The sequence below is a fragment of the Spartobacteria bacterium UBA695 genome (assembly GCA_002298145.1).
Lineage (GTDB): Bacteria > Verrucomicrobiota > Verrucomicrobiia > Chthoniobacterales > Chthoniobacteraceae > UBA695.
Genome location: DBMP01000025.1, coordinates 237,245 through 263,659, shown reverse-complemented (window position 1 = coordinate 263,659; position 26,415 = coordinate 237,245). Strand labels below are relative to the sequence as shown.

Annotated in this window: 24 protein-coding genes; 15 read left to right on the top strand and 9 right to left on the bottom strand. The window is 63.1% G+C overall.

Going from position 1 to position 26,415, the window contains the following annotated elements; genetic code table 11:
* Nucleotides 1-53: 53 nt before the first annotated feature.
* Nucleotides 54-1,202: a GDSL-type esterase/lipase family protein gene (locus tag B2828_RS15080; RefSeq protein WP_479634596.1), complete on the bottom strand. Its 1,149-nt coding sequence runs from the start codon at nucleotides 1,200-1,202 to the stop codon at nucleotides 54-56.
* Nucleotides 1,203-1,356: 154 nt separating this feature from the next.
* On the opposite strand from B2828_RS15080, the gene B2828_RS15075 reads away from it, so the two are divergent.
* The 3 genes from B2828_RS15075 (at nucleotide 1,357) to B2828_RS15065 (ending at nucleotide 8,644) form a co-directional block, all read left to right on the top strand.
* On the top strand, nucleotides 1,357-2,229 hold the full coding sequence (locus tag B2828_RS15075; protein ID WP_479634595.1) for a deoxyribonuclease IV: 873 nt from the start codon (nucleotides 1,357-1,359) through the stop codon (nucleotides 2,227-2,229).
* A gap of 288 nt (nucleotides 2,230-2,517) precedes the next feature.
* Complete coding sequence (gene gltB / locus B2828_RS15070) at nucleotides 2,518-7,119, top strand: glutamate synthase large subunit (protein ID WP_479634594.1); 4,602 nt, start codon at nucleotides 2,518-2,520, stop codon at nucleotides 7,117-7,119.
* A gap of 46 nt (nucleotides 7,120-7,165) precedes the next feature.
* Nucleotides 7,166-8,644, top strand: coding sequence for a glutamate synthase subunit beta (locus B2828_RS15065; protein WP_479634593.1), 1,479 nt, complete (start codon nucleotides 7,166-7,168; stop codon nucleotides 8,642-8,644).
* Between the two features lie 88 nt (nucleotides 8,645-8,732).
* On the opposite strand, the gene B2828_RS15060 is transcribed toward B2828_RS15065, so the two are convergent.
* Together B2828_RS15060 and B2828_RS15055 are read right to left on the bottom strand one after the other, a co-directional pair.
* On the bottom strand, nucleotides 8,733-9,317 hold the full coding sequence (locus B2828_RS15060; RefSeq protein WP_479634592.1) for a cysteine hydrolase family protein: 585 nt from the start codon (nucleotides 9,315-9,317) through the stop codon (nucleotides 8,733-8,735).
* Nucleotides 9,318-9,511: 194 nt separating this feature from the next.
* Nucleotides 9,512-9,706 carry a hypothetical protein gene (locus B2828_RS15055; protein ID WP_479634591.1) on the bottom strand — a complete coding sequence of 65 codons (195 nt, stop codon included), beginning with the start codon at nucleotides 9,704-9,706 and terminating at the stop codon, nucleotides 9,512-9,514.
* Nucleotides 9,707-9,796: 90 nt separating this feature from the next.
* On the opposite strand from B2828_RS15055, the gene B2828_RS15050 reads away from it, so the two are divergent.
* The 9 genes from B2828_RS15050 to B2828_RS15010 all read left to right on the top strand — a co-directional run bounded on the left by B2828_RS15050 (nucleotide 9,797) and on the right by B2828_RS15010 (nucleotide 17,185).
* Complete coding sequence (locus B2828_RS15050; RefSeq protein ID WP_479634590.1) at nucleotides 9,797-9,985, top strand: hypothetical protein; 189 nt, start codon at nucleotides 9,797-9,799, stop codon at nucleotides 9,983-9,985.
* Nucleotides 9,982-10,257: a hypothetical protein gene (locus tag B2828_RS15045; RefSeq protein WP_479634589.1), complete on the top strand. Its 276-nt coding sequence runs from the start codon at nucleotides 9,982-9,984 to the stop codon at nucleotides 10,255-10,257. The genes B2828_RS15050 and B2828_RS15045 overlap by 4 nt, the downstream gene beginning before the upstream one ends.
* Nucleotides 10,258-10,321: 64 nt before the next feature.
* Entirely contained in the window at nucleotides 10,322-10,918 is a 597-nt protein-coding gene (locus B2828_RS15040) for a TVP38/TMEM64 family protein (RefSeq protein ID WP_479634588.1), read from the top strand.
* A gap of 226 nt (nucleotides 10,919-11,144) precedes the next feature.
* Entirely contained in the window at nucleotides 11,145-11,579 is a 435-nt protein-coding gene (locus B2828_RS15035; protein WP_479634587.1) for a hypothetical protein, read from the top strand.
* A 9-nt stretch (nucleotides 11,580-11,588) separates the two neighbouring features.
* Nucleotides 11,589-13,160, top strand: a complete 1,572-nt coding sequence (locus B2828_RS15030) for a glycosyltransferase family 4 protein (RefSeq protein ID WP_479634586.1) — start codon at nucleotides 11,589-11,591, stop codon at nucleotides 13,158-13,160.
* Nucleotides 13,157-14,017, top strand: coding sequence for a glycosyltransferase family 2 protein (locus B2828_RS15025; protein ID WP_479634585.1), 861 nt, complete (start codon nucleotides 13,157-13,159; stop codon nucleotides 14,015-14,017). Before B2828_RS15030 ends, B2828_RS15025 begins: the two co-directional genes overlap by 4 nt.
* Nucleotides 14,018-14,129: 112 nt before the next feature.
* Nucleotides 14,130-15,293, top strand: a complete 1,164-nt coding sequence (locus B2828_RS15020; RefSeq protein WP_479634584.1) for a UDP-galactopyranose/dTDP-fucopyranose mutase family protein — start codon at nucleotides 14,130-14,132, stop codon at nucleotides 15,291-15,293.
* A 109-nt stretch (nucleotides 15,294-15,402) separates the two neighbouring features.
* Entirely contained in the window at nucleotides 15,403-16,422 is a 1,020-nt protein-coding gene (locus tag B2828_RS15015) for a GDP-mannose 4,6-dehydratase (RefSeq protein WP_479634583.1), read from the top strand.
* Between the two features lie 22 nt (nucleotides 16,423-16,444).
* Nucleotides 16,445-17,185, top strand: coding sequence for a glycosyltransferase family 2 protein (locus B2828_RS15010; RefSeq protein WP_479634582.1), 741 nt, complete (start codon nucleotides 16,445-16,447; stop codon nucleotides 17,183-17,185).
* Here B2828_RS15010 and folP read toward each other — a convergent pair.
* Genes folP through B2828_RS14995 form a run of 3 tightly spaced genes read right to left on the bottom strand, consistent with a single transcriptional unit; the run spans nucleotide 17,166 to nucleotide 20,055 of the window.
* A complete protein-coding gene (folP, locus tag B2828_RS15005) occupies nucleotides 17,166-18,053 on the bottom strand; it encodes a dihydropteroate synthase (protein WP_479634581.1) in 888 nt (295 codons plus the stop codon). The genes B2828_RS15010 and folP overlap by 20 nt on opposite strands.
* Nucleotides 18,050-18,853 carry a histidinol-phosphatase gene (locus B2828_RS15000; protein WP_479634580.1) on the bottom strand — a complete coding sequence of 268 codons (804 nt, stop codon included), beginning with the start codon at nucleotides 18,851-18,853 and terminating at the stop codon, nucleotides 18,050-18,052. Before B2828_RS15000 ends, folP begins: the two co-directional genes overlap by 4 nt.
* A 5-nt stretch (nucleotides 18,854-18,858) precedes the next feature.
* Entirely contained in the window at nucleotides 18,859-20,055 is a 1,197-nt protein-coding gene (locus tag B2828_RS14995; RefSeq protein ID WP_479634579.1) for an MGDG synthase family glycosyltransferase, read from the bottom strand.
* Between the two features lie 120 nt (nucleotides 20,056-20,175).
* Here B2828_RS14995 and B2828_RS14990 point away from each other — a divergent pair, with 120 nt between their 5' ends.
* Nucleotides 20,176-20,634 carry a CYTH domain-containing protein gene (locus B2828_RS14990; RefSeq protein WP_479634578.1) on the top strand — a complete coding sequence of 153 codons (459 nt, stop codon included), beginning with the start codon at nucleotides 20,176-20,178 and terminating at the stop codon, nucleotides 20,632-20,634.
* Nucleotides 20,631-21,500 carry a CHAD domain-containing protein gene (locus B2828_RS14985; protein ID WP_479634577.1) on the top strand — a complete coding sequence of 290 codons (870 nt, stop codon included), beginning with the start codon at nucleotides 20,631-20,633 and terminating at the stop codon, nucleotides 21,498-21,500. Before B2828_RS14990 ends, B2828_RS14985 begins: the two co-directional genes overlap by 4 nt.
* A 6-nt stretch (nucleotides 21,501-21,506) precedes the next feature.
* Here the strand turns inward: B2828_RS14985 and B2828_RS14980 are convergent, their stop codons facing one another.
* The 3 genes from B2828_RS14980 to alr all read right to left on the bottom strand — a co-directional run bounded on the left by B2828_RS14980 (nucleotide 21,507) and on the right by alr (nucleotide 25,176).
* Complete coding sequence (locus tag B2828_RS14980; protein WP_479634576.1) at nucleotides 21,507-23,582, bottom strand: acyltransferase family protein; 2,076 nt, start codon at nucleotides 23,580-23,582, stop codon at nucleotides 21,507-21,509.
* Between the two features lie 13 nt (nucleotides 23,583-23,595).
* Nucleotides 23,596-23,961 carry a hypothetical protein gene (locus B2828_RS14975; RefSeq protein WP_479634575.1) on the bottom strand — a complete coding sequence of 122 codons (366 nt, stop codon included), beginning with the start codon at nucleotides 23,959-23,961 and terminating at the stop codon, nucleotides 23,596-23,598.
* A 66-nt stretch (nucleotides 23,962-24,027) separates the two neighbouring features.
* Nucleotides 24,028-25,176: an alanine racemase gene (gene alr / locus B2828_RS14970; RefSeq protein WP_479634574.1), complete on the bottom strand. Its 1,149-nt coding sequence runs from the start codon at nucleotides 25,174-25,176 to the stop codon at nucleotides 24,028-24,030.
* 98 nt (nucleotides 25,177-25,274) lie between these two features.
* Between alr and B2828_RS14965 the strand changes: the two genes are divergently transcribed.
* Nucleotides 25,275-26,273, top strand: a complete 999-nt coding sequence (locus B2828_RS14965; protein WP_479634573.1) for a hypothetical protein — start codon at nucleotides 25,275-25,277, stop codon at nucleotides 26,271-26,273.
* The last annotated feature ends 142 nt before the right edge of the window (nucleotides 26,274-26,415 follow it).

Here is a 26,415-nt window from a genome sequence, read left to right as displayed (position 1 = left end):
CCGCGCCAGCCCTCGTAGGAAATGAGCGAGTGGGCGAGGGAAGAGGTGCTCGACTATTTCAAAAACTCGGTGAGCTTGGGCATCAGGGCGTTGTACCAGAGCTCGTAGCCCTTGGCCGATGGGTGGAGCTTGTCGGGCATGATCTCGGAGGAGATTTCGCCCTTGTCGTCCAGGAATGCGGAGCCGATGTCGAGGTAGAAGACCGATTTGCCGTCGTCCAGCTTGGAGATGATCCCGTTGACGGCGGCGTTCTTTTTCCGGGCCTCGGAGGCCGCGGCGTCGCGCGGGAAGATGCCCAGGAGCAGGATCTTGGTCTGCGGCAGCTTCTGGCGCACGGTCTCCACGATGGCTTTGACGCCCTCGGCCGTGGTCTCGGGAGCGTCGTCCCGGACGTTGTTGGTGCCGATCATGATGACGGTGGCCTTGGGGGAGATGCCGTTAAGCTCGCCGTTGTTGATGCGCCAGAGGACGTGCTGGGTGCGGTCGCCGCTGATGCCGAAGTTTGCCGGGGAGTAGGGGGCGAATTTAAGCCAGGTCAGCTCGCCCGTGCGGCCCCAGAAGTCGGTGATCGAATCGCCCAGGAAGAGGAGGCCGACCGGTCCGGCCTTGATCCGGTTAAGGAACTGCTGGTGGCGGAAGGAGTCCTTGACGGCGGGGGTGACCGCGGCCTTCGCCGTGAGCTCCGTTGCCGGGCATTCGTAGACTTCCAGCTCGCTGGTGAAGACGTAGTTGGGGCTGAATTGAACCTGCGTTTCGTACCGGTCGGGGTAGGTCAGGCGCACATAGCGGGCCGGGGTCTTGGGCCCGGTGAGGACGGCTCGCTCCGCCTTGCTTTGCTGAAATTCCTTCTTGGCAAATGGGGTGAAGGTGGCGTTGTCGGTGCTGAGGGAAACCTCGACGGTTTTGGTTGACCCGAACTGCGGCACCGAGACGGCGACAGTCTGCACCTCGCGGTCTTTGCCGAGGTCCACGGTGACGAATTTCGGGAACATGGCGGTAACGCCGGAAGCCCAGCAGTTTTTGGGGTTGGCGCTCGGGTCGCCATCGGTCAGGCCGGGCTGATCCCAGCCGCTGACATTGGGATCGCTGGAGACGTAAGGACACTTGAGGGCCACGTTGTCGGTTCCCGCCGCGAAGACCACGGCAGGGAGGGCGGCGAGCGCCAGCAAGAGGACAGAGGAGACAAAGATGCGTTGTTTCATGGGAATAGGGAGAACGGGGAACGAAACTGAGGAGAGCCTACTCCTCTTCGATCTCCCCGATAGTCGGTAGTTTTACCGACCTGTAGGTTCTCGGAGGGGAAAAACTCGCCTTCGGTCTTTGCCCGGCGCTTTCCGGCGGGTATTTTGGCCCGATATGAAACCGAAAGCGCCCTTCCGTCCCCTCATCGGAGCCCACATGTCCATCAGCGGTGGCGCGGCGCTGGCGATTGATCGCGCGCTCTCCGTTGAAGCCACGGCGATGCAGATTTTCGTCAAAAACAACATGCAGTGGTTCGCGCCGGGGCCGTTCTCTGACGCGGAGGTGAGCGCATTTACCCAGCACCCGCGCCGGGGCGAGCTGCGGTCGATTTTTGGCCACAGTGGCTATTTAATCAACTTGGCGGCGGCTAATCCGGACTTCGCGGAGAAGTCCCGGCGCGCCTTGCGGGAAGAATTATTGCGCGCCGATCAGCTCGGGCTTCCCTTCCTGGTCCTCCATCCCGGGGCCCACATGGGCGAGGGGGAGGCGGTGGGCCTGGCCAAGATCGTGGCGGGGCTGGATGAGGTCTTTGCGGCGATCCCGAAGGTCAAGACCAAGGTCGCTCTGGAGACCACGGCGGGGCAGGGGAGCTCCATTGGGCACACCTTTGAGGAGCTGGCCTGGATCATCGCTCATTGCCAAACCCCCGAGCGCCTTTGCGTCTGCCTGGATACCGCCCACGTCTTCGCGGCGGGGTACGATATTTCCACGCAAGCCGGTGCGCGCGAGACGTTTGAGAAATTCGACCAGGTTATCGGCCTCCAGCGCCTGGTAGCCGTCCATTGTAACGACTCCAAAGTGGGCCTCGGCTCGCACGTGGACCGCCACGAGCACCTGGGCAAGGGGAAGATCGGCCTCGCGCCCTTCCAGTTCCTGATGCAAGACCCCCGGTTCGCCGCCATCCCGAAGGTGCTCGAAACGCCCAAGGGAAAGGAAATGGCCGAGGATCGTGTCAATCTTGCGCTATTGCGGAATTTTTCAGAATAAACCGGGTGACCTGGGGTGGCTTTGCGGTGATTGTGCGGTCCCTCTCTTTTTTTGCGAAAACGGCATAAAAGGCGCTACGACCTCGGTTGCCTGTAAATTTTGCAAGAAGAACATTGAAAATTTTTCCAGGAATGCTGCTATTACCAACCCGCGAAAAGACCAATATATCGCGAAAAATCACCGCTTCGAATGTTCCAGATTACGACACCGTTCCTAAAACCAGCCCTGGCGCACACCGGGTTCTTGTGCGAATAGTCGAAGCTGCCGTCCTATAACGAAAAGAAGAAGATGCAGACAACGCCCATCAACGGACTACCCCCGAAGCAAGGCCTCTACGATCCGCAGTTCGAACACGACGCCTGCGGCGTCGGATTCGTGACGCACATGAAAGGCCGAAAGTCGCACGATATTGTCGAGCAGGCGCTGACGGTCCTCCTCAACCTCGACCATCGCGGCGCCGTGGGTGCCGAAACGAATACCGGTGACGGCGCGGGCATTTTGATCCAGATGCCCCACAAGTTTTTGAAGAAAGCGGCCAAGGCCGAGGGCATCGAACTCCCCGAAGCCGGCCAGTACGGCGCGGGCGTCGTTTTCGCCGCTCCCGAGGCTGCCGCTCGCGCTCAGGACGAAGCCACTTTCGCCAAGATCGTCGCCGAAGAAGGCCAGACGCTGCTCGGTTGGCGCAAAATGCCCACCGACAACTCGACCCTCGGCAACACCGCCAAGGCCTCCGAGCCCACGATGATGCAGGTCTTCATCGGCCGGGGCGTTTCGTGTAAAGACGACCTCGCCTTCGAGCGGAAGCTCTACGTCATCCGCCAGCGGGCGATGAACGAGATCCGCCTCTCGGGCCGGAGCCCCTTCTGGTACGTCGCCAGCCTCTCCGCCCGCACGATGATCTTTAAGGGCATGCTCATGCCCGTCCAGGTGGGCGAGTACTTCCTCGACCTCGCTGACCCCGATGTGGAGAGCGCCCTCGCGCTGGTCCACTCGCGCTTCAGCACGAACACCTTCCCGAGCTGGGAGCGTTCGCACCCGTACCGCTACATCGCCCACAACGGCGAAATCAACACCCTGCGCGGCAACATCAACTGGATGAAAGCCCGCCAGTCCCTCTTCGAGAGCGAACTCTTCGGCGACGACTTGAAGAAAGTCCTTCCGGTCATCGACCCCAACGGGTCCGACTCCGCAATGTTCGACAACTGCCTGGAGCTCCTCACCCTTTCCGGCCGCTCCCTGCCGCACGCGGTCATGATGATGATCCCCGAGCCGTGGACCGCCCACGAGTCCATGAGCGACGAGCGCAAGGCCTTCTACGAATACCACTCCTGCCTGATGGAACCGTGGGACGGCCCCGCCTCCATCGCGTTCACCGACGGCACCTTCATCGGCGCGGTACTCGACCGTAACGGTCTGCGCCCCTCGCGCTACTACGTCACCAAAGACGACCTGGTCGTCATGGCCTCCGAAGCGGGCGTTCTGCCCATCGCCCCGGAGAACATCGCCAAGAAAGGCCGCCTCCAGCCGGGCCGCATGTTCCTCGTGAACATGCAGGAAGGCCGGATCGTCGCCGACGAGGAGATCAAGAGCGCGATTGCCAAGGAGCACCCCTACCGCGAATGGATCAACCAGCACATGATCGAGCTGGCCAAGGTCGCCGATGCCCCCGAGGTTCCCGAGCCCGACCACGCCACCGTGCTGACCCGTCAGCAGGCCTTCGGCTACACCTTCGAAGAACTTCGCAAGCTCATGGTCCCCATGGCCCGCGACGGCGTTGAGGCCATCGGCTCCATGGGCACCGACACCCCGCTGGCGATCCTCTCCAACAAGGTTCACCCGCTTTTCGATTACTTTAAGCAACTCTTCGCGCAGGTCACCAACCCGCCGATCGACTCGATCCGCGAAGAGATCATCACCTCGACCCAGACCACCATCGGGGCCGAGCGCAACCTGCTCAAGCCCGAGCCGGAAAGCTGCCACTTGATCGAGCTCCAGTCGCCCATCCTCTCCAACGAGGAACTCGCGAAATTGAAGCACATCGCCGAGGGGCAGTTCAAATCCATCACGCTGCCGATCCTCTTCAACCCGGCGGGCAGCAACGAGGAAGCCGCCAAGGCCCTCGAAGCCGCCTTTGACGATCTCTGCGCGAAGGCCGACGCCGCCATCGCCAGCGGCATCAATTTGATCATCCTCTCCGACCGTGGAGTTGACGAAACCCATGCCCCGATCCCCTCGCTGCTCGCCGTGGCCGGTCTGCACCACCACCTGATCCGCGAAGGCACCCGCACGCGCACCGGCCTGGTGCTCGAATCCGGCGAACCGCGCCAGGTACACCACTTCGCGTTGCTCCTGGGCTACGGCGTCGGCGCGGTCAACCCGTACCTCGCCCTGGAGACCCTGGACGACATGATCCGCCAGGGCCTGCTTCCGGGCGTCGATCACAAAACCGCCGTCAAGCACTACACCAAGGCCGCTACGAAGGGCGTCGTCAAGGTAGCCTCCAAGATGGGCATTTCCACCATCCAGAGCTACCGGGGCGCGCAGATCTTCGAGGCCGTCGGCCTGAACCACGAGGTTATCGAGAAGTATTTCACCTGGACCGCCTCCCGCATCGAAGGCGCGGGCCTGGACGTCATCGCGGGCGAAGTGCAGCTCCGCCACAAGCACGCCTACGCGCAGACCACGAGCCCCACGCTCGAAGTCGGCGGCGAATACCAATGGCGCGCGGACGGCGAAGCGCACCTCTTTAACCCGCTCACCATCCACGCCCTGCAAAAGGCCGTCCGGACCGACAGCTACGACGCCTTCAAGCAGTACGCCGCGCTCGTCAACGAGCAGGATACCCAGCTCTACACCCTCCGTGGCCTGCTCGGTTTTGCAGACCGTCAGCCAGTGCCGATCGATGAAGTCGAGCCCATCGAGGCGATCATGAAGCGCTTCAAAACGGGCGCCATGTCCTACGGTTCCATCTCCAAGGAAGCCCACGAAGCCATGGCCATCGCCATGAACCGGATCGGCGGCAAGTCGAACACCGGCGAAGGCGGCGAAGACCCCGAGCGCTTCAAGCCGCTCCCGAATGGCGACTCCAAGAAGAGCGCGATCAAGCAAGTGGCTTCCGGCCGCTTCGGCGTCACGAGCGAATACCTCACCAACGCCCAGGAAATCCAGATCAAGATGGCCCAGGGTGCCAAGCCCGGCGAAGGCGGCCAGCTCCCTGGCTCCAAGGTCTACCCGTGGGTCGCCAAGACCCGTCACTCCACCCCGGGCGTCGGCCTTATCTCGCCGCCCCCGCACCACGACATTTACTCCATTGAGGATCTCGCGGAGTTGATCCACGACCTCAAGAATGCGAACCGCGAGGCCCGCATCAGCGTCAAGCTCGTCTCCGAAGTTGGCGTCGGCACCATTGCCGCTGGCGTCGCCAAGGCGCACGCTGACGTGGTCCTCGTCTCCGGCTTCGACGGCGGCACGGGCGCTTCCCCGCAAACCAGCACCAAGCACGCGGGTCTCCCGTGGGAGCTCGGCCTGGCGGAAACGCACCAGACGCTCGTTCTCAACAACCTCCGCAGCCGGATCATGGTGGAAACCGACGGCCAGCTCAAAACCGGCCGCGACGTCGTCATCGCCGCGCTCCTGGGTGCGGAAGAATTCGGCTTCGCCACCGCACCGCTCGTCACGCTGGGCTGCATCATGATGCGCGTCTGCCATCTGAACACCTGCCCCGTCGGCGTCGCCACCCAGAACCCGGAGCTGCGCAAGCGCTTCACCGGCGATCCCGCCTACGTCGTCAACTTCATGAAGTTCGTCGCCACCGAGGCCCGCGAATTCATGGCCAAGCTCGGCTTCCGCACCTTGAACGAAATGGTCGGCCACACCGAAGCGCTCGAAGCCCGCAAGGCCATCGAACACTGGAAGGCCAAGGGCGTCGATCTCTCCGCCATCCTCTACCAGCCGGAAGTCGGCCCCGAAATCGGGCGCTACTGCCAGATGGCCCAGGATCACGGCATCGACAAATCCCTCGACGTCACCACGCTCCTCGAAATCGCCAAACCGGCGCTGGAGAAGGGCGAGAAAGTCAAGGCGACCGTCGCCATCCGCAACGTCAACCGCGTCGTCGGCACCATCCTCGGCAACGAGATCACCAAGAAGTATGGCGCGGCCGGGTTGCCCGAGGACACCGTGCACCTCCACTTCAAGGGCTCGGCGGGCCAGAGCTTTGGCGCGTTCGTTCCCAAGGGCGTCACGCTCGAACTCGAAGGCGACACCAACGACTACATCGGCAAGGGCCTCTCCGGCGGGAAAATCATCCTCTACCCGGCGGCCGGTTCCACCTTCGTCCCGGAGGAAAACATCATCGCCGGTAACGTCGCCCTCTACGGTGCGACCAGCGGCGAGGCCTACATCCGCGGCGGCGCGGGCGAGCGCTTCGCCGTCCGTAACTCCGGGGCCAGCGCGGTCGTCGAAGCCGTGGGCGACCACGGTTGCGAATACATGACCGGCGGCAAAGTCGTCGTGCTCGGAGCCACCGGGCGCAACTTCGCGGCGGGCATGAGCGGCGGCGTCGCCTACGTCCTTGACGAGGCGGGCACCTTCCCGTGCCGCTGCAACCAGCAGATGGTCGGCCTGGAAAAGCTCGAAGGAGCCGAAGCCGAAGAGGTCAAACGCCTCATCGAGCGCCACGCCGAGTACACCGGCAGCACGCGGGCCAAGCAAGTGCTGGCCCAGTGGGAAAGCCTCGCGCCGAAGTTCGTCAAGGTCATGCCGAAGGACTATAAGCGCATGCTCGCGGCCATCGACAAAGCCAAAGCCTCCGGCCTGAGCGGAGACGAGGCCCTCAACGCCGCGTTCGAAGCCAACATCCACGATGTCGCGCGCGTCGGCGGCGGCTAAAATCCCTTTTTCACCCAAGAAGCGAACACTTTAAGCATCACACACCATGGGTAAGCCCACAGGATTCCTAGAATACTCCCGCGAACTGCCGCTCGACCGTCCGGCCTTGGAACGCGTTAAAGACTGGAACGAATTCCACAACCCGACGGACCCCAAGGCCCTGGCAACCCAGGCCTCGCGGTGCATGGATTGCGGCACCCCCTGGTGCCACACCGGCGTTCTCTTTGCCGGAATGGCCAGCGGCTGCCCGATCCACAACCTCATCCCGGAGTGGAACGACCTCATTTACCGTGGCCTCTGGCGCGAAGCGCTGGAACGCCTGCACAAGACCAACAACTTCCCCGACTTCACCGGCCGCGTCTGCCCCGCCCCGTGTGAGGGAGCGTGCACCGTCGGCCTCAATGGCGACCCGGTCACGATCAAAAACATCGAGGTCTCCATCATCGACAAGGGCTGGGAAGAGGGCTGGGTCACCCCGCGCCCGCCGGAAAAACGCACCGGCAAGAAAGTCGCCGTCGTCGGCTCCGGCCCCGCCGGTCTTTCCGCCGCCGCTCAGTTGAACCAGGCGGGCCACTCCGTCACCGTTTTTGAACGCGCCGACCGTCCGGGCGGGCTCCTCATGTACGGCATCCCGAACATGAAGCTCGACAAAAAGAACGTCGTGCTTCGCCGCATCGAACTGCTCAAGGCCGAAGGCGTCACCTTCGTCACCGGCACCGAGATCGGCAAGGATCTCTCCATCGAGAAGCTCAAAGCCGACTTCGACGCCGTGGCCCTCTGCCTCGGCGCGACCCATGCCCGCGACCTCAAGCTCGAAGGCCGCGAGCTCAAAGGCATTCACCTCGCCATGGAGTTCTTGGGGAGTAACACCAAGGCCCTCCTCGACGGCTGCCCGGCCCCGATTAGCGCCGAGGGTAAGCATGTGATTGTCATCGGCGGTGGCGACACCGGCACCGACTGCGTGGGCACTTCAATCCGCCACGGCGCGGCCAGCGTCACCCAGGTGGAAATCATGCCCAAGCCGCCGCTCGAACGCGCCGCGAGCAACCCGTGGCCCGAATGGCCCAAGGTCCTCAAGACCGATTACGGCCAGGAAGAAGCCGACGCCAAGTTCGGAGCCGACCCGCGCATTTTCTTGACCACTGCCAAGCGCTTCATCGGCGACGAGCAGGGGAACGTGAAAGAGGTCCATTTGGTCCAGGTCGAGTGGAAGAAAAACGACAAGGGCCAGTTCATCCCGCAGGATGTCCCCGGCACTGAGAAGGTCGTCCCGGCGGAACTCGTCCTGCTCGCCCTTGGCTTCCTCGGGCCCGAAGCGACCGTTCCCGACGCCCTCAAGCTGGAGCGCGATCCGCGCAGCAACATCAAGGCGGAACACGAGAAATACGTTACCAACGTCCCCGGCGTCTTTGCCGCGGGCGACTGCCGCCGGGGCCAGAGCCTCGTCGTCTGGGCTTTCAACGAAGGCCGTGGCGTGGCTCGCGAAATCGACCGCTACCTGATGGGCGCGACCGACCTGCCGTAAACGGCTTCGACCAACTGCAAAATCTTAAAGGAGAGAAAGAGCGATCTTTCTCTCCTTTTTTTGCGTTCCGCCAGGCGGTGCTTTGGTATTACGCGGCGGGATTGGCTGGGCGGATCTTTTGCGCGAATTCCTGGAAGGGAATGCATTCGATCCCGATGGCTTGCATATCCCGGATGTTGCCGAGGGCGACCTCCTGGGTTGCCGCGGAGGTGGCGTCCACCAGGATAGTGGTTGGGTAGCCGTAGCTGATGCTGTCGAAGGCGGTAGCGCGGATGCAATTAGGGTATTGCGTGCCACAAATTGCCAAATGAGTCACGCCGCAGCGCCGCAAGACGAGGTCGAACTCGGTTCCCATAAAGGCCGAAAAGCGCGGCTTTACGATCACGTGTTCCCCGGGAAGCGGAGCCAGCTCAGAAACGATTTCGGCTCCCCGGGTTCCCGGTAGCGCATATTTCGGACCGGCCAGAAATGCGGCCCTCCGGGTCAGCTCGATATCGCTGCCGTCGGGGCGGTAATTCCGGATGATATGGAAGATGGGGAGCGATTCCCGGCGAAAAAAATCGAGGGCCAAGCGAATTGCTGGAATCGTGGCATGGGCATTCGGGATGCAGGCGGGTGCTTCGGGCAGAACAAAGTCGTTCTGCATATCAATAATGGTGAGGCCGATGGTCATCGTTATTGCTGGTCGGGGATTGGTAGAAATTGGACGGGCGCGTACCGCGTCACGGGGCGGCCCGTCTTTTTTCCAACGACAATTTACCGTATTTGGGACAATGCGCCAGCAAGCGAAAGGCTTAAGGTGAGCTTGGAAAGCTGGTTGCTCTTTTCGCCATCCTTGGCTTCGTGACGATGGGGGGAATGGGAAGCTTATATCGCCTTCTTTTCGTAAGAAAAGTCGATGGGCAGAATTAAGCGTCCTTGATTACGGTCCACCTGGCGGATCAGGGCATCGACGGCCCATCGAACAAGTTGGCCGGTGCTAACCCCGTTTTTCTGTGCAATTTCCCGGAGCGCCGCCAGCTGCTCCGCATTCAGCCGAAAGTTGAGAGATGGATAGTTCACAGCAGTTGTGGCCACTTGTAGTGGGTTGTGCTGCAATATGCACGGAATTCCCGCTTGTACAGCTAGGAAAATTGTGCCACAACTGGCCACATGAATTCGCAGGATTTGCAGCTTCCAGGTGAGCAAGTCGAGGCTTTGGATCGCATTGCGAGAGAAAACCAGACTGATCCAGAGGCGCTGCTTTTGCTGGCGGTCACGGCCCTGATTGAGGAGGCAAGACGCAACGAAAGCTGGCTCACGGGCCCGATTTCCCGCGAGCGAAACATCCGCAGATTATGAAGCATCTCTCGCTATGTAAGTATGCGAAAGTCATCATGGATGCCGAGGAGCGCCGGGCGACTTTGCAGAAGGCCCTTGCTCAGGCGGAGGCGGATCTGGACGCGGCGTTTACGAAGCTCTTCGAGCATTATGTCAAAAATCCGCACCCCATCCGGTTCCCGGAAGACGAGATGAACAAGGTGTCGCGGATTTGTACGGTCTGGGTGAGTCACAGCCGCCGCAGCCGTTCGGCGCTTTCAAAAATCCGCCCTTCCGAGCGCGTCAAGGGGTAGGGCAATTTGCGAAGGGGTTGCTTTTTCCCTCGGAGGCTCCATACTACCTCCCCTTCATATTGATATGATGCCGTGGCTTGAAACGTATTTGCGCAGCCTGGGGTCCATGGGGCTCACGGGGGCGTTCCTTTTTTTCCTTTCGTTCGCGGGGCTAAGCCTTTTGGGGCTGCCTCTGGTGCCGTTTGCCGTGATCGGGGGGCTGATGTTCGGGGTCTACGGCGGGTTGCTGGGCATTATCGCCGGATCAACGCTCGGAGCGGCCCTGGGCTTTTTCTTTAGCCGCTACGTCGCCCGGGACCGCGTGGCTAAGTATCTGCAAAAAAACCCGAAATTCGTCATGATCGACCAGGCGATCCGGCGCGAAGGCTGGAAGATTATCGGGCTGCTGCGGCTTTGCCCCATTCCCTTCGGGGTCTCCAATTTCGCCTACGGCCTGACCAATGTCCGTTTTGGCCACTACCTGATCGCCACCATGGCGGGGATGCTGCCTGGGGAGATCGTTTTTGTGACCTTGGGATCGACGGGGCGGCAGCTGAGCGACGTGAATCACTCGCCCGCCGCGAAAGCCATGACCCTCGTGGGCGTGGTGGCCCTGATCGGCGTGCTGGTGCTCGTCAAGCGGATGGTTACGCGCCGCATCCAGACGGTGGCCGAAGAGTAGGGCTCTCCCTGCCTGCCGGGTAGGGAAAACCCGGAGAAATGGCCTTCCAAAGCGGAAAATAAGTCCTGAATCCACGCGACTCCGTGCTCTGGCGCGATATAGGGGAAGCGCCGGTCCGTTTCCGCAAGGGGAGCGATCCTCGGCGCGGTATCCGTGAAAACCGGAGCGCCGCATTGGAAACCTACCATCAACTTCAGCCCCAGGCCCCGGATAGCGTCATCAAGGAATGAACGAACCCCAACCAACCCCGCCGGAGAATCCCGGAGAGGCCATCGAGCGCATTCGCGCCGAGGTGGCCCGCAGAAAAGGCTCCGGAGACGAACTGCCCCCGCTACCCGCGCCCCGCAAAAAAACGGCTTTGCAGAAAGCCGTCGAAGCCTTGGACCGGGCCCGAGGCAAGCACCTCAAAGCCGCCCGCTGGCCGCGTTTGCTGCGTTCGCTGCGGCGCAACCAGGAGGCCATTGACGAAGCGCTGATTTCCGCCGCCGAGGCGCTGGCGCGAGAGGCCGAACAAATGGCGAGGCTCACGGGCCCGCTGGCCATGCAGCAATCGGCTCTGCTTTCACGGGTCCGGGCGCTCTCCGGGCGGGTGGCCGAGCTCGAAGCGCGGGTGGAGAAATTGAGCGCCCCGGGGGCGTCGGACAAGGATATTACAGGATAATTGCAACTCATGGATGATTTCATCTACGGCAGGCGGCCGCTGGGCATCGCGGTCGACCTCACCTCGCTGCGCGGCGGCGGCGTCAACGGCGGCATCAAGCCTGCCATCTATGCAATGCTCACCGAGGCCGGGCGCATCGCCGGGGAGTCGATCTTTTTTATCTACCTGACCCACTCGCGAACGCACGGCGAGGTGCGCGCCGTGGCTCGGCCGGGAGATTTGCTCGTGTGCGTGGAGGAGGACCCATCCTGCTCGGTTGAGATTGTCGAACCGGAGTGCGAATACCGCCTCCCGGACCCGCCGCCCGGCTTTATCAAGGACATCGGGGCTGATCTGCTTTACGCGCCGACGGGCGGTTGCGGCTTCGCGGCGGAGGGCGTTCCCACGGTGGCGATGATCGTCGATCTGTTGCACAAGGATTATCCAAAAACATTAAATACGCAGAAAATAGCCGATCGGGAGGAGTCCGTGATCCATACGCTGGCCACCGCCGAGCGGGTTCAGTGTATCAGCCGCAACGGGATGGAGCGGATGGTGCACCATTACGGCGTGCCCGAGGAACAGCTGTTTTTTACCTACCTGCCGGTGCAGGAGCGCCTGGAGCGGGCCGTGGTAAACGACTCAACGCCACCCAATGTCCCACAAAGCGCAGTACTTAATACGACGAAGTATTTTTTTTATCCAGCCAATCTCTGGATGCATAAAAACCATGAGGTACTGCTCCAGGCCTACCGCCGCTACCGTGGACGGGCAGGGGAGGGAGCATGGGACCTGGCGCTGACGTTCCATGAGAGCGCTCGTGCGGGGGAACTGCGCGCTCTTGCAAAGACCCTCGGCATTGAGGCACACGTCCAGTTCCTCGGGTACGTCTCCGACGCGCGGCTTGGCGAACTCTGGCGCAACGCTGGGGCGCTGGTCTTCCCCTCGCTGCACGAAGGGTTCGGTATCCCGCTGGTGGAGGCGATGGGGTACGGAGTCCCGATTCTTTCGAGCCCGGATTTTTCGCTCCGGGAGATCGCCGGGGATGCGGCGCTGTTTTTCGATCCGCACGATCCGGAGTCGATCGCCGCCGCGATGCTGAGGCTGGCGGGCGACGGGTCGCTGCGCGAGACGCTGCGGTATCGCGGCGGGCGGCGGTTGCGGTGCTTCGACCTGGGCATCGAGACGCGCAAACTAATCGACGTCTGGAGGCAGACTGCCGCGGGACGTCACGGCTTCCCCCGCAAGCCCCTGGCGCTCGATGGGCGGGCCGCGCTCTCCGTGGCGACTCCCTCCTCCGATGCGCGCTGGACTCTTCGCGTGCGCGTCAGCGGCAAGTTTCCGCAAAACCGTTACCGCTGTTACCTGGGCGACGCCGCCTTCGGATCGTTCACGTTTGAGGATCATCCTGAGTATGCCTTTGACTGCCGCCCTCTAGGGCGCGTGCTGCGGGTCATCGTAGAGCGGCGTGCCGGTTGCGAAGCTGATTCTACCGAGCCTGGAGCGGCGGAGGCGGTTGTGGCGATCGAAGCGGTGATGGCCGGAAACGCGGAGGGCGATTGCATTCCGCTCTTTTCCGCCCGGAAGGAGGATGCGTTATGAAATTCAGCGTGGTCATCCCCTCCTACCGGCAGGCGCGCTTCATCCGGTATACGATCGAGAGCTTGCTGGCGCAGAACCGGGCGGATCTGGAGATCCTCGTATTCGACGGCGGCAGCGACGATGGCACGGTCGATATTCTGGAAAGCTATGGTGATAGGATCCAGTATGTCTCGCGCCCGGACGGAGGCCAGACGGACGCCATTAACCAGGGCTTGCGGCAGGCGCGTGGCGAGGTGCTCGCGTACCTTAATTCAGACGACGTCTATTTTCCCGGGGCCCTTGAGCGCGTGGAGCAGCATTTTGACGCGCACCCGGACTCGCTTGCGGTCTACGGCGCGGCGTGGCATTTGCACGCGGACGGCTCCAATATGGAGCGCTACCCGACCGAGCCGTGGAACTACCGGCGGCTGCTACAGACCTGCTACCTTTGCCAGCCCGCCGTCTTCTGGCGGCGCGAGCTTATGGAGCGCTGTGGCACGTTCGACGACCGGCTCAACTGGGCGATGGATTATGAATACTGGCTGAGGGCGGGCCGCTCGGTGCGGTTTGATTACCTGGGGTGCGCGGTGCTCGCCGGGTCGCGGCTGCACGGGGCCACCAAGACGCTCAGCCAGCGGCTGCGGGTGCATGAGGAGATCCTGAGCGTGGTCATGCGCTATGCGCCCGAGCCGCCCGTGAAGTGGCTCCTGGCCCTGGCGCGCGTGATTGTCGAGGACGTGCGGATTCCCGCGGCGGGCGGCTCCGTTCCCGAGGATCTCAAATGCGCGTGGTTGGTCGAGACGGTGCTGGAGCGGGCGGATGCTCTCGGGATTCCGTTCACCGCCGAGCTGGCAGAAGGCCTGAAAGGGTATCTGTGATCCTCGCGGGGTAGACCGGTTGAGGCGGAAGCCGCTACTCTGGAGCAGGTCGATTTTTATGGGGAAGTGTTGACTCCCCTGGCCGGTTGGTTCAAACGAATAGGGAGTGGCCATGGATCAACTTTCTCCTCATTTTATCATCGTTGGCGCCGGTTTTTCGGGTGCCGTTCTCGCGCGCTCGTTGGTCGAACGCCTTCCCTGCCGGATCACCATTGTTGAGGAGCGCCCGCATGTGGCGGGGAATTGCCATACTGAGCGCGACGCCGCCACGGGGGTGATGGTCCACCGCTACGGGCCCCATATTTTCAACACCAGCCAGGCGCACGTGTGGGAGTACGTCAACCGGTTTGGGAAATTCCGCGAGTGGGTCAACCGGGTGAAAGCCGTCACTCCGCGCGGCGTGTTTTCCCTGCCGGTGAACCTCCACACGATCAACCAGTTTTTCGGCAAAACCTTCAACCCCGCGGAGGCCCGTGCTTTCATTGCGTCCTTGGGTGACAAGTCCATCGGCGAGCCGCGCAACTTCGAGGAGCAGGCGCTCAAGATGATCGGGCGCGAGCTTTACGAGACGTTCTTCTACGGCTACACGCGCAAGCAGTGGGGCTGCGAGCCGAGGGAGCTTTCTGCCTCCATCCTCAAGCGCCTCCCCGTGCGCTTTAATTACGACGACAACTACTACAACAGCCGCTGGCAGGGGATCCCCGAGGAAGGCTATTCCGCGATCGTCGCGAAGATCCTCGATCACCCGGCCATCGACGTGAAGCTCGGGCAGCGCTTTGACCCGGGCGCGCCCCGCGAGGGAAGCCATGTTTTCTACACCGGCCCCATCGACGCCTTTTTTGCCTACCGCCTTGGCCGCCTCGGCTACCGGACGGTGACTTTTGAACGCGGCGAGGCGGAGGGGGATTTCCAGGGCAATGCCGTCCTCAACTACAGCGACGCCGCTCTCCCCTTCACGCGCATTCACGAGCACCGGCACTTTACGCCGTGGGAGGAACATGCGCGGACGGTCTACTTTAAGGAATACAGCAAGGAAACCGAGCCCGGTGATGTTCCGTATTACCCCAAGCGCCTTGATGGCGACCTCGCGCTGCTAAGAGAATACCGTGCGCTTGCGGCGCGGGAGCCGGGGGTCTCCTTCCTCGGCCGCCTGGCGACCTACCGCTACATGGATATGGAGAAGATTATCGGCGAGGCGCTGGCCTTTGGGGAAAAATTTGCCGAGGCCTACGCGGGTAAAAACGCGCTTCCGGTCTTTCCAAACGAAGAAAATTAAGCGATAACGGGGGCACACAAGGATGTGCGGCGCCCCTGGGCTTATCGGTGGATTCCTCCGGGGAGGGATCTCGTTTGAAGCGTGGGGGTACGCCTGAAACGCCCCCACAATGGCCAATACTCCGTCACCCCGCCCCGTCGCCCTGATCACCGGTATTACCGGGCAGGATGGTTCCTACCTCGCCGAGCTGCTTTTGGCCAATGGCTACGAAGTCCACGGCCTCGTGCGCCGGGCGGGCCGGGTTCAGGAATCGGCGCTCGCGCCCCTGGCGGCGGATCCCGAGGTGCTCGGTAAACGGCTTTTCTTCCATTACGGCGACCTTGCGGACCGCTGCCTGTGGCCCGCGATCTTCCAGCAGGTCCGGCCTGACGAAGTTTATCACCTGGGCGGCCAGAGCCATGTCGGGCGCAGCTTCGAGATTCCTGAGCCGACCGCTGAGGAGGTGGCGATGGCTTCGCTGCGGTTGCTGGAATGCCTCCGCGAATCGGGCAGCCGTGCGCGGATCTATCTGGCTGCGACGTCTGAGGTTTTCGGAGCGGCCACGGAGTCGCCCCAGACGGAGGAGACGCGCTTCCGGCCCACGAGCCCCTATGGATGCGCGAAGGCGTTCATGCTTCACACGGCCCGCGTCTACCGCGAGTCCTACGGGCTCTTTGTTTGCAACGGCATTCTCTACAACCATGAATCCCCCCGGCGCGGCGCGGCGTTCGTTACGCGCAAGATCACGCGAGCGGCGGCGGCGATCAAGCTCGGCCTTCAAACAAAACTGGTACTGGGTAATATCGAGGCCCGGCGCGACTGGGGCCATGCGCGCGACTATGTCCGGGCCATGTGGATGATGCTCCGGCATTCCCTACCGGATGACTACGTGGTCGCCACGGGCGTGACCCGCAGCGTGCGGGACTTCGTGGAGGCGGCCTTCAACGAAGTCGGCCTTCCGTGGCGCGACTACGTGGAGTACGACGCCGAGCTGGAGCGCGTTCTGGAGCCGACGCAGCTGGTCGGCAACCCGGCGAAGATCCACTCCGCGCTCGGCTGGACGGCGCGGCATTCGTTCGAGGACCTTGTGCGCGAAATGGTGGCAGCCGATTTGCAGGCGCTGGCCCAGGAGCATTCGCTGAACTGCTAAACCATCCCCGCTTTCATTGCCCATGCCTCTACCCACTCTTTCCCAACGGATGCGCGAATGGTTTCAGCCGGTTCCCGAGCCCGGGAGCGGCCCGGTTTTCACCGTGGTCATCCCCACCTTTCGCGCTGCTGAAAAGCTGGAGCGCTCCATCGCCTCGGTATTGTGCCAGCCCCGGGAGCTGTGGGAACTGGTGGTGGTGGACGGCGGTTCGGACGACGGGACTGCGGGCGTTCTGTGCGCGCATGCCGGGGAGATTGCGTGCGCTGTTTCCGAGCCCGACGCCGGGGTCTACGATGCCATGAACAAAGGCGTGGCGCGCTCCTCAGGGCGTTACCTTTACTTTCTCGGCGCGGGCGATACGCTGCGCGACGGCGCGCTGGAGCGGGTCGCTGCGTGCATCCCACGGCGGGGCATCGGGTTCGTTTATGGCAACGTTTTCATGCGCGACCGCAATGTCGTCTGGGATGGCGCTTGGACGGCGCAGAAGTTCCGCACCCGCACGCCCTGCCAGCAGGCCGTGTTCTACGATCGACGCGTTTTTGCCCGCCACGGCGGCTTCGAACTGCGCTACCCGACATTGGCCGATTACGCGCTTAATATCCGCTGCTTCGGCGATTGGAGGATCGAGAAAATTTTCGTGAACGATATTATCGCGGATTACGAAGGGGGCGGCCTTAGCGCGAGCTGCCGCGACGAACGCTTCCACGCCGAGCGCCCGGCGCTGCTCCTGCGCCACTTGGGGCTTAAGCCGAAGCGGAAGTAGCGGCTGCCAGCACGGGCCCGGCGGTCTGGATCGTCTGTACTGCCGCCCGGACGTTATGAACGCGGAAAATATGAGCCCCGCGCCGCAGTCCGCTCACAATGCAGGCGACCGTCCCCGCGTCCCGCTCCGCCGCTGGAATGCCGCCGAGCACTTCGCTAATGACGAGCTTGCGCGAGACGGGTAGCAGGATGGGTCGCCCGAAAGAGTGAAGCTGGTCGATATGCCGCAGTATGGCAAGGTTGTCGTCCCGTAGCTTGGAAAAGCCGATGCCGGGGTCCAGGACAAGCGCTTCGGGCGAAATCCCCGCCGTCTCGGCGAGCGCGATTTTTTCCTCGAAGAACGCGCGGAGGTTCGCCATTACATCGGGGTATGCGTGGTAGGGGTGGTAGACTTTGGGCGTCCCTTCGTTGTGCATGATGAGGAGCGCCGCACCGGTGTCGGCGCAGATGCGGGCGTTCTCGGGGGTCGGCAGCGCGCCGAGGTCGTTGAGCAGATCGCCCCCCTCGGCCAGGACCGCCCGGGCCACGGCGGGCCGCCAGGTGTTGATCGAAAGCAGCGGCGGGAAGAGCCCCTCGGGATCGGCGGGGCGGGGGTAATCGGCGCACTCGGCCACGAACCGGCGCACGAAGGGGAGCAGGCGGGCGGTTTCCTCGGCCTCGGAGATCGTGGGGGTGGCGGTTGAGGCGGTGTCGGCCCCCACGTCGATGAAGTCGGCCCCCTCGGCGGCCATCTGGCGGGCGCGGCGCAGAGCCAGGTCCACGCCTTCGATGCGGTCGCCGGAGAAGGAGTTGCTTTCGAGATTAAGGATGCCCATTACCAGCGGCCTGCGCGGGAAGGGGATGAGGCGGTCGCGAGCGCGCAGGTTCATGCGATGGGAACGAGCTGCTTTTGCCGCCCGGCCAAGCGCACCAGTTCGGTGAACCCGGCGGCTTTCGCGAGCGCGAGCGCGTCGTCGAAATTCGCGCCGACTTCCGCCGGGGCGTGGGCGTCGGAGTTGATGAGCAGCCGGGCTCCGGCCTCGTGGGCGAGGTGCAGGAAGAGGGCGTCAGGGTAGCATTCGCCCGCCGGTTTGCGCAGGCCCGCGGTGTTGATCTCAAAGGCTGTGCCGGTCTCCGCCAGCGCCGCGATGACCGGTTCGTAAAAACGCCGGAGGTCACCCTGGGGCCGGTGGCCGAATTTCTTTGGCAGGTCCGGGTGGGCGATGAAGTCAAAGGCCCGGGTGCGCACGCACGCTTCCAGGGCCTTGAAGTAGAGGTCCCAGATTTCCTCCACCGACCCGGACTCGAACCGCGAAATGTGCGCCGGGTTGTCGATATCCCAGCCGGGGGCGATGTAGTGGACGCTGCCGATCAAGTAATCCCAACGGGCCATGCCGGAGAGCTCCTCGATCCACGCTTCGTGGCCGGGCAGGTAATCGACCTCCAGCCCGAGGCGGATCGGCAATTGCGGGAAGGCTGCGCGCGCCTCTTCCACGGCCTCGAAGTAGCGGGGGAGATCGGCGAGGCTCATCCGCCAGTCGTCGAAGGGCTCCAGGCGCGCTGGCATCGGGCTGTGGTCGGCCAGGCCGAGCTCATCCAGGCCGCGCTCCACGGCGGCTTGAGCGTAGTCCCGGGGCCAGCCCTGGGCATGGTGACAGAGCGGCGTGTGGGTGTGGTAGTCGGTAAACATGGGGACTATGGGTTGAGTGTGGGCCGTTCGCCCGAGGCGGCTTCGGCAATCTGCACGCTCTGGTCGTCGTCGATTTGCAACGGTGGCAGGTCGTCCTCCAGCAACGTGCGCACGATGGTCTCCGCCGCGTCGGGACGGCCCAGGCGCGTGGCGTTCTGGCGCATACTTTCCAGGTGGCCGGGGGAGTCGAGCAGGCGGTCGATTTTGTAGGCGATGGTCGTCATCTCGTTGCACTTGATTGCCGCGCCTTCTTCGAGCAAATGGTCGCTGTTGCGGTCCTCCTGGCCGGGGATGGGGCCCAGGATGGCCATCGGCAGGCCGCAGGCGAGCGCCTCGGCGGTGGTGAGGCCACCGGGTTTGCCCAGGTAGAGATCGGCCGCTTTCATGAAATCGTGCATCCGCCGGGTGTAGCCGTGGACTTTGATGTTCGGGTGATCGTCGCCGATGAGCGTCTCCACCTGTGCCTTCAGCTCCGGGTTGTTGCCGCAGATGACCACGATCTGCATGTCGTGGCGGATTTGCAGCAGCTTGGCGACGGCGATGCCCGCCGGGCCCACTCCGAAGGTGCCCGCCGAGAAGAGCAGCGTGAAGCGCTCCGGGTCGAGCCCCAGCTCCCGGCGCAGCGCCCCGCGGTCCACGGGCTGGGCAAAGACGGGGTCGATGGGGATGCCGGAGACCGTCACGCGCTCCGGCGGCAGCCCCAGGGCGATCAAGTGGGCCTTGGTCTCCTCGATGGCCACGAAGTAGCGGTGGAAGGTGCGCGAAAGCCACATGGCGTGCATGTCGAGATCGGTCACGACCACGGAGAGGTGCGTCTGGATGAGGCCCTTTTGGATCAGGTGGGCGATGATCCCGGTGGGCATGAAGTGGGTGCAGATGACGATATCGGGCTGAAAGCGCCGGATGAAGCGCACCAGGCGCAGGGACTGGAGCCGGTCGAGCCGCAGGCGCATCGTGTCGGTCTTCCACGGTTCGTCGCTGGCTTTGTAGGCCCAGCCGAGCACCTCCGGGGCCGACTTGACGAGCCGGATGTAGAACTTGGAGTAGAAGTTGCGGAAAAGTTTGTTGGTGTATTTCAGCGCGTCGAGGTGTTTGACGGCTTCCACGCCCGGCTCCCGGGCGAAAGCTTTCGCAAGTGCCTCGGCGGCCCGTACATGGCCCGAACCGGCGCTGGCGGAAAGAATGAGAACGCGTTTCTTCATGGGGAAGTCGGTGGGTAGCTGGCAGCGGCTATTTGGTTCCAATTCTCGGAAAGACCCCCTATTGTTGCCCTTCCAGCCAAAGCTGACAACTCCCAAAGCGGCAAAGAAAAAGCCGCCGGTATGAATCAGGAAATCGAACGCAAATTTCTCGTCAAGGCGCTCCCGGACGGTTTCGACCGGACGGACGGGGTGCCCATCGACCAGGGCTACCTGGCCGTGGAGCCGCATGGCCGCCAGGTGCGGCTGCGCCGGAAGGCAGACGCGTATTATATCACCGTGAAGGGGGCTCCCAATGGGTTTGCGCGGGCGGAACTGGAGGTTGAGCTGAGCGCGAGCCAGTTCGACGCGCTCTGGCCGCTGACCCGGGGGCACCGGTTGCGCAAAACCCGGCACGAACTCCCCCTGGGGAGCCTGACGGTGGAGGTGGATGTCTACGGCGGCCTGAACGAGGGCCTGCTCGTGGTCGAGGTCGAGTTCCCCACCGAGGCCGAGGCCCACGCTTTTGTCCCCCCGGCATGGTTCGGGCGCGATGTCAGCGCCGATTCCCATTACAGCAACCGCATCCTGGCCCGCGAATGAACCCTCCGCCGCTTTATCTCCAAGCACATGAAGCCCCCGGCGAGGGGCTGCGCCGGATCGCCCGCAAACAGATCGACACCGCGCGCGCAGCGCTCAACAACGATTCCGACCCCGTCCGCTCCGTCCACGAGGCACGCAAGGCGCTCAAAAAGCTCCGGGCCGCCTTCCGGCTGGTCTCCGGGAGGCTCGAACCCCGCCGCCGCGAGGTGGAAAAAAAGGCGCTCGGTGAAATCTCCCACCTTCTTGGGCCGATGCGCGATGCCGACGTGCGCCTCCGGACCCTGGAGGCCCTCATCCGCACCGCCCCGGCTGAACCGGCGGAATTTAGTGCCGTGCGCACGGCTCTCGTGGCCGACCGGGACCGCGTGGCGGCTTCGAGCGAGGAAACCGTGCGGCGTGTGCTGCGGCTTCTGGAGAAAGCCCGCCGCCGGGTCCAGAGCTGGCCCTTGGACGCGCTGACCTCCGACGACTTGAAGGCCGAGGTGCAGCGCGCCTACCGCAAAGGCCGCCGGACCCTGGAGGCCTACCGCGCCCAGCCGAGCCCCGAGGCCTTCCACGAATGGCGCAAGCGGGTCAAGGAACTCTGGTACCACCTGCGCATCGTGCGAGCCTCCTTCTCACCGGGCAAGGTACGCCGCTTGATTATGAAGCTCAAAGACATGGGCGGAATGGCAGGGGACGCCCACGACCTCGACGCATTGCGCGCCGGAGTGCAGCAGCTGGTCGGGCCAGGTGTTCAGTCGGCGTTCATTATTGGCGAGATCGACGCGCGCGAGCCGGAGTTCTACGCCGAGGCGCTCCGCCTGGGGCAGCGGTTTTACAAAAAGAGCCCGCAGGATTTCATAAAGGGGCTGGAGCGGAAGTAGACGGGGCTAGAGCGGCTTCGGCCAAAGCAGGGGCGCGATGCTCCGGCTGACAAGTGTGGCCCCCGCTGCCGTAAGATGGTCCCCGTCGGAGTAATACGGCTGCCCTTCGGGGCTCATGTAAACCGAGCAATCGTGTGCGAAGAGGCTGGCATGAAGCGGCACGATGGTCACCAGTCCCTGTTGTTCCAGCTTGGAAAAAATTGAGGTCAGTGACCCTTGACGGTTTTCGTAATCCTGGCGCGTTAACTCGATGGGATACGGGTTGGGGATGATCCGGCTGCGGGCGGCGATATCGGCAACGCCGTAGCCGTACTCTGGGACGGTAGTGAATAGATAGACCTTCTTGCCTCGCTGGGTAAACCATTCAGCGGTGCGTTGGAAGTCCGACTCGATCCGGCTGAGTGCTGTTTCCTCGATCATGAGTGGAGCTATCCGCCCTTTCTCGCCTAACCGAGGAATGCTTCCTTCGATCCGGTATTCCTTGAGCCAGCGGCCTACCAGGTAGATGTCGTGGATGTCCGGGTGCGCGGCAATCCATTCGAAAAGCTTCATTTCGGGTGGGGCCGATGGCTCGTGGATGACCGGATGAATCCTTTGGATAATAAAGAGCCCGGACTGGTCCTGTTCCCGTGCGATTCGGTCCAGGCCCGGCAGGAGCGCCTCTGCGTGGCTATCGCCCAGCAGGCAAAAGGTCGGTTTCCCGGGGGCACCCATAGGTTCGACGTAATGGGGATCGAGCGAGGGATAGGCCGGAGGGTGAAATGCGGGGATTTGGCGGAATTTATTGAAATTGGAGAGGAACGGGCGGGGAGCAGCTGTGCAACGGGCGGCATCCTGATGAAGGAAGTGCCGCAGCCCCTCCGTTTGGATCAAAACTGTGCAGAGCGCCGCGAGGCTTCCGCAGGCCAATGCGGTCCAGGTAAAAGCCCGGCGCGGGGTGAACTGGCGGTTTAGGCGGAAGGGAAGTTCCACAAAACGCCAGGAAAGGTAAGCTGCCGCGAACGAGAAAGCGCCCGCCGCTGCCATTAGGGCGGGATGGCTGTGGTCGTAGCTGACGTACCGGGCGAAGCAGACGACCGGCCAATGCCACAGGTAGAGCGAATAGGAGATTTTGCCGATGCCCACAAACAGGGGTGAGCCCAGGAGCGGTGCCGTTGCCCCGGTCGCCCCGTAATGCAGCAGGAGAAGGCTTCCGGCGACAGCTGGAAGACTGACCCACCCGGGAAAGGGGTGAATGCCCAGGCTGCCCAGAAACGGCAGGATCAGCTCCACGTTCGTTCCCCCGTTTTCGTAGGTCTTTTTTACGCTCAGGCACCAAAATGAAGCCACGAGAAGCAGTAGTCCGAGTAATGAGAGGAGATCGGTTCGCAGGCCCTTCCCCGCAGAGGGTAGGCGGGAGATAAGCGCCCCTGCAAAGAGCTCCCATGCCCGCGTCGGAAGGGTGTAAAACGCCGTAGTGGAATCCCCCCGCATGCCGAGAAACAGACAAATCGCTAGTGATCCGCAAAGGCATGTCAGAAACACCGGCATGACGCAGCGTTTCGTGAGCTTCCAAAGCAGGAGCGTGACGACCGGAATAACGATGTAGAACTGTTCCTCAACCCCTAGCGACCAGAGGTTCAGCAGTGCATTGGCGTGGGCGTTGGGCTGGAAATAGCCCGTATCCAACCAGAAATAGAGATTGGCTGAGAACAATGAGCTGAAGAGCGCCGTCTGTGCCAGAGGAACCACGCGGGCCCAGTGATAAAAGAGCAACCCCACGAGCAGCACCACGGCCATCACTGTGAAATAGGCTGGAAAAATCCTGCGGATGCGGCGGAAGTAGAATGCCCGGAGCGAAAACGTCCCTTGTTCAAGGTCGCGGAATATCCCTCCGCAAATCAGGTAGCCAGAAATGACGAAAAAGACATCCACTCCAACAAATCCCGCCGGGCAGAGGCTGCTTGCCAGGTGAAAAAGCAGGACCGGGACGACCGCAAGGCAGCGCATCCCGTCGATATGGGGCAGGTAGGTTCCCCTGGTGACCTGCTGGGCCCAATGCGGGCCGCCGCCTTGAGCTGGAAGAAGGGGGATGGGGCGCATGGGAGCCTTCCCCCTACTTCTTCCCCGACTTTTCCCCTTCCTCGATGAGCTTCCAGAAGCCCGGCTTTTCGCCTAGCGTCTTGTCCTCCTCCACCATCGGGAGGTTCGAGCGGAAGAGAAAATCCCGGATCGTGTTCTTGTGCAGCACCCGGTCGATCGCGATGCCCTCCGCCGTTTTCTCAAAGTAAATCCGGAAATCCTTCACATGGCAGCGGTGGAGCGTCTTGCCGTTGCGCTCGATGTGGCCGAAGCGCACCGGGTCGAGCTGGTCGAGGTCTTCGGGTAGGATTTGGAATTCGGCGAGCAGCTCAAGCTGGAGGTCCATCGGGAGGGCTGACATCTCGGCGGCGCTGATTTCGTTAAAGACGATCTGGAACATGAAAAGCGGGGTGAAAGAGTGGAGAGGGGTCTCTTCGTATCACGTCACCCCCTCGCGGTCTAGCAGCTAGATGTAATACCTCATCACGCGCGGGCTGATCGAGGTGAAGATTTCCCACGGGATGGTGCCGGCTTTCCGGGCCAGCTCGGAGGCGGTGATCTCCTCGTCCCCCTGGCGACCGAGCAACACCACTTCGTCCCCAGCGGCGACTTCGGGCACCTTTGTCACGTCCACCAGGATCTGGTCCATCGTCACCCGGCCCAAGAGCTTACAGCGGTGGCCCCGGATGAGGACCTCCACTCCAGAGCCCGAGAGGTGGCGCTGGTAGCCGTCGGCGTACCCGGCGCAAATCGTGGCGATCCGCATCGGAGCCGGGGTGATAAACGTGCGTCCGTAGCTGACCCCGCGCCCCTTGGGAACCTCCCGGATCAGCGTTACGCGGGATTTCCAGGTCAGCACCGCCTGGATTTTATCCTGAAATTCCGGAAACGGGGAGACGCCGTAGAGGACCAGCCCCGGGCGCACCACGTCCGGGTTGCCCCCCTTGCCCAGCGCCTCTTGCGCGAAGGGGACGAGGCCGCCGCTGGCCAGCGCGTGAACGGTGCCCGGCTCCAGCCCGGCTTCGCGGAAACTGGCGATGAGGCGGTTCCAGAGGTCCAGCTCCTTGCGGGTCCACTGGGCGTCCTCGTCCGGAACGGGCAGGTGGGTGGCCACGCCCGCGAGCTTCAGGCCGGGCAGCGCGGCGATGGCTCGGGCCACCTCCAGGGCCTCCTCGTGCCAGACGCCGATGCGGCCCATGCCGGTGTCGATTTTCAGATGAACGGCGTAGGGGGCCTTTAGCTCCAGCGCTTTGGCCAGGGCTGAGTAGGCTCGCGCCTCCTCCAGAGAGGAAAGGACCGGGATAAAACCGTTGCGGACCATCGCCTCGCGCTCCTCGGCCAGCGCGGGCCCGAGGACGACGATGGGGGTGTCCGGGGCGACCCGGCGGAGCTGAAGCGCCTCGGTGACGCTGGCGACGCCAAACATCTCGACCAGATAGCGCAGCTCCCGCGTAAGTTCCACGACGCCATGGCCATAGGCATTGGCCTTAACGATGGCCATGAGGTTGACATTCGGCCCCACATGGTCGCGGATCGCCCCGACGTTGTGGCGTAGCGCGTCGAGGTCGATTTCCGCCCAGCAGCGGCGGAATGGTTCGGAAAGAAGATGAGACATGGTTTGAAGCCTTACTTTGGGCCTATTTTTCGCCGTACTCAACCGTAACTTGCCGATTGAAAAAAGCCCTGTTACTGATATAGGCGATTACCTCCCCCATGAAAAAGATTCCTTTCGTCCTGCTGGCCTGCGCTTCGAGCGCCCTGGCGCAAGTCTCCGTGACCCCCGACCAGCCGAATACCCCCGTGGCTCCCGCCCCCAGCGCCTCGGCTTCCTCTTCTCCCACGGCCACGCCCGCTGCCGCCACCCCTGGGGAATCGACTCCGGAACCGGTCAAACGCGCCCGCCCGGCGGTGAAGAAAAAGGCGGCCCCTGCCCCCACCCCGGAGGCCACGCCCGCCCCCAGGAAACGCTCTGGGTTCTTTGGGTTTTTCCGCAATATGTTCGGCGGCGAAAAAGCCCCGAAGGCCACCCCTGCTCAGACGCCGAAGGCTTCTAAAAAGGGCATCGCCTCCCCCAAGGAAGGGATCAAGGGGGCCACGCCCGCTCCCGAGGCCACCCCGGTTAAAAAAGGAGCCGCCAAACCCGAAGCCGTGAAACCGGCGGCCACCCCCTCGGCGGCTCCGAGCGCCAAGCCGACCGCGAGTCCCAAGGCTTCTCCAACGGCTACCCCGGTTGCCACCCCGGCTCCAGCTCCTACCGCTGAGCCCTCTGCCACGCCCACGCCCAAACCCACGGCGACCCCGAAACCCACGGCCACGCCCAAGCCAACCGCAACGCCCAAGCCTTCCCCGGTCGAGACCCCGACGCCTACGCCCACTCCGAAACCGACCCCCAAGCCCACCCCAACGCCCAAGGCAACCCCGACCCCCAAAGTCGTCGAGACCCCCGTGGCCACCCCGGTTCGGGAAGTATCTCCCGAGGCCTACGCCAAGACCAAGGGAGCGGCCCTCCAGGACCCGAAAGTCGCCTCGGCGCTCCAGAAACTACAGTCCACCCCCGAGGGAAGCGACGAGTACAAAGCCGCCGCCAAGGCCTACACCGAGGCGCTCTTTAACAAGATGCGCAAAATCGACCCCAGCCAGAAGGAGTCCCTCGACCGCCGCGAAGGGGCCTACCAGCGCCGCATCGACGCCGGGAAGCCGATCGTGGAATAGCCTTCAGGCGGCTGCGGCCCCTGTTCTTGCACTCTTCTTTTCGTGCCGAAACGCCATTTCGGCACGCGCTTGAGCCCTCAACGCCCATTGTGGCCCGTGAGTTGCCGGTGCGCTGGCGTCCCCAAATGAAGTTCGGGAACAA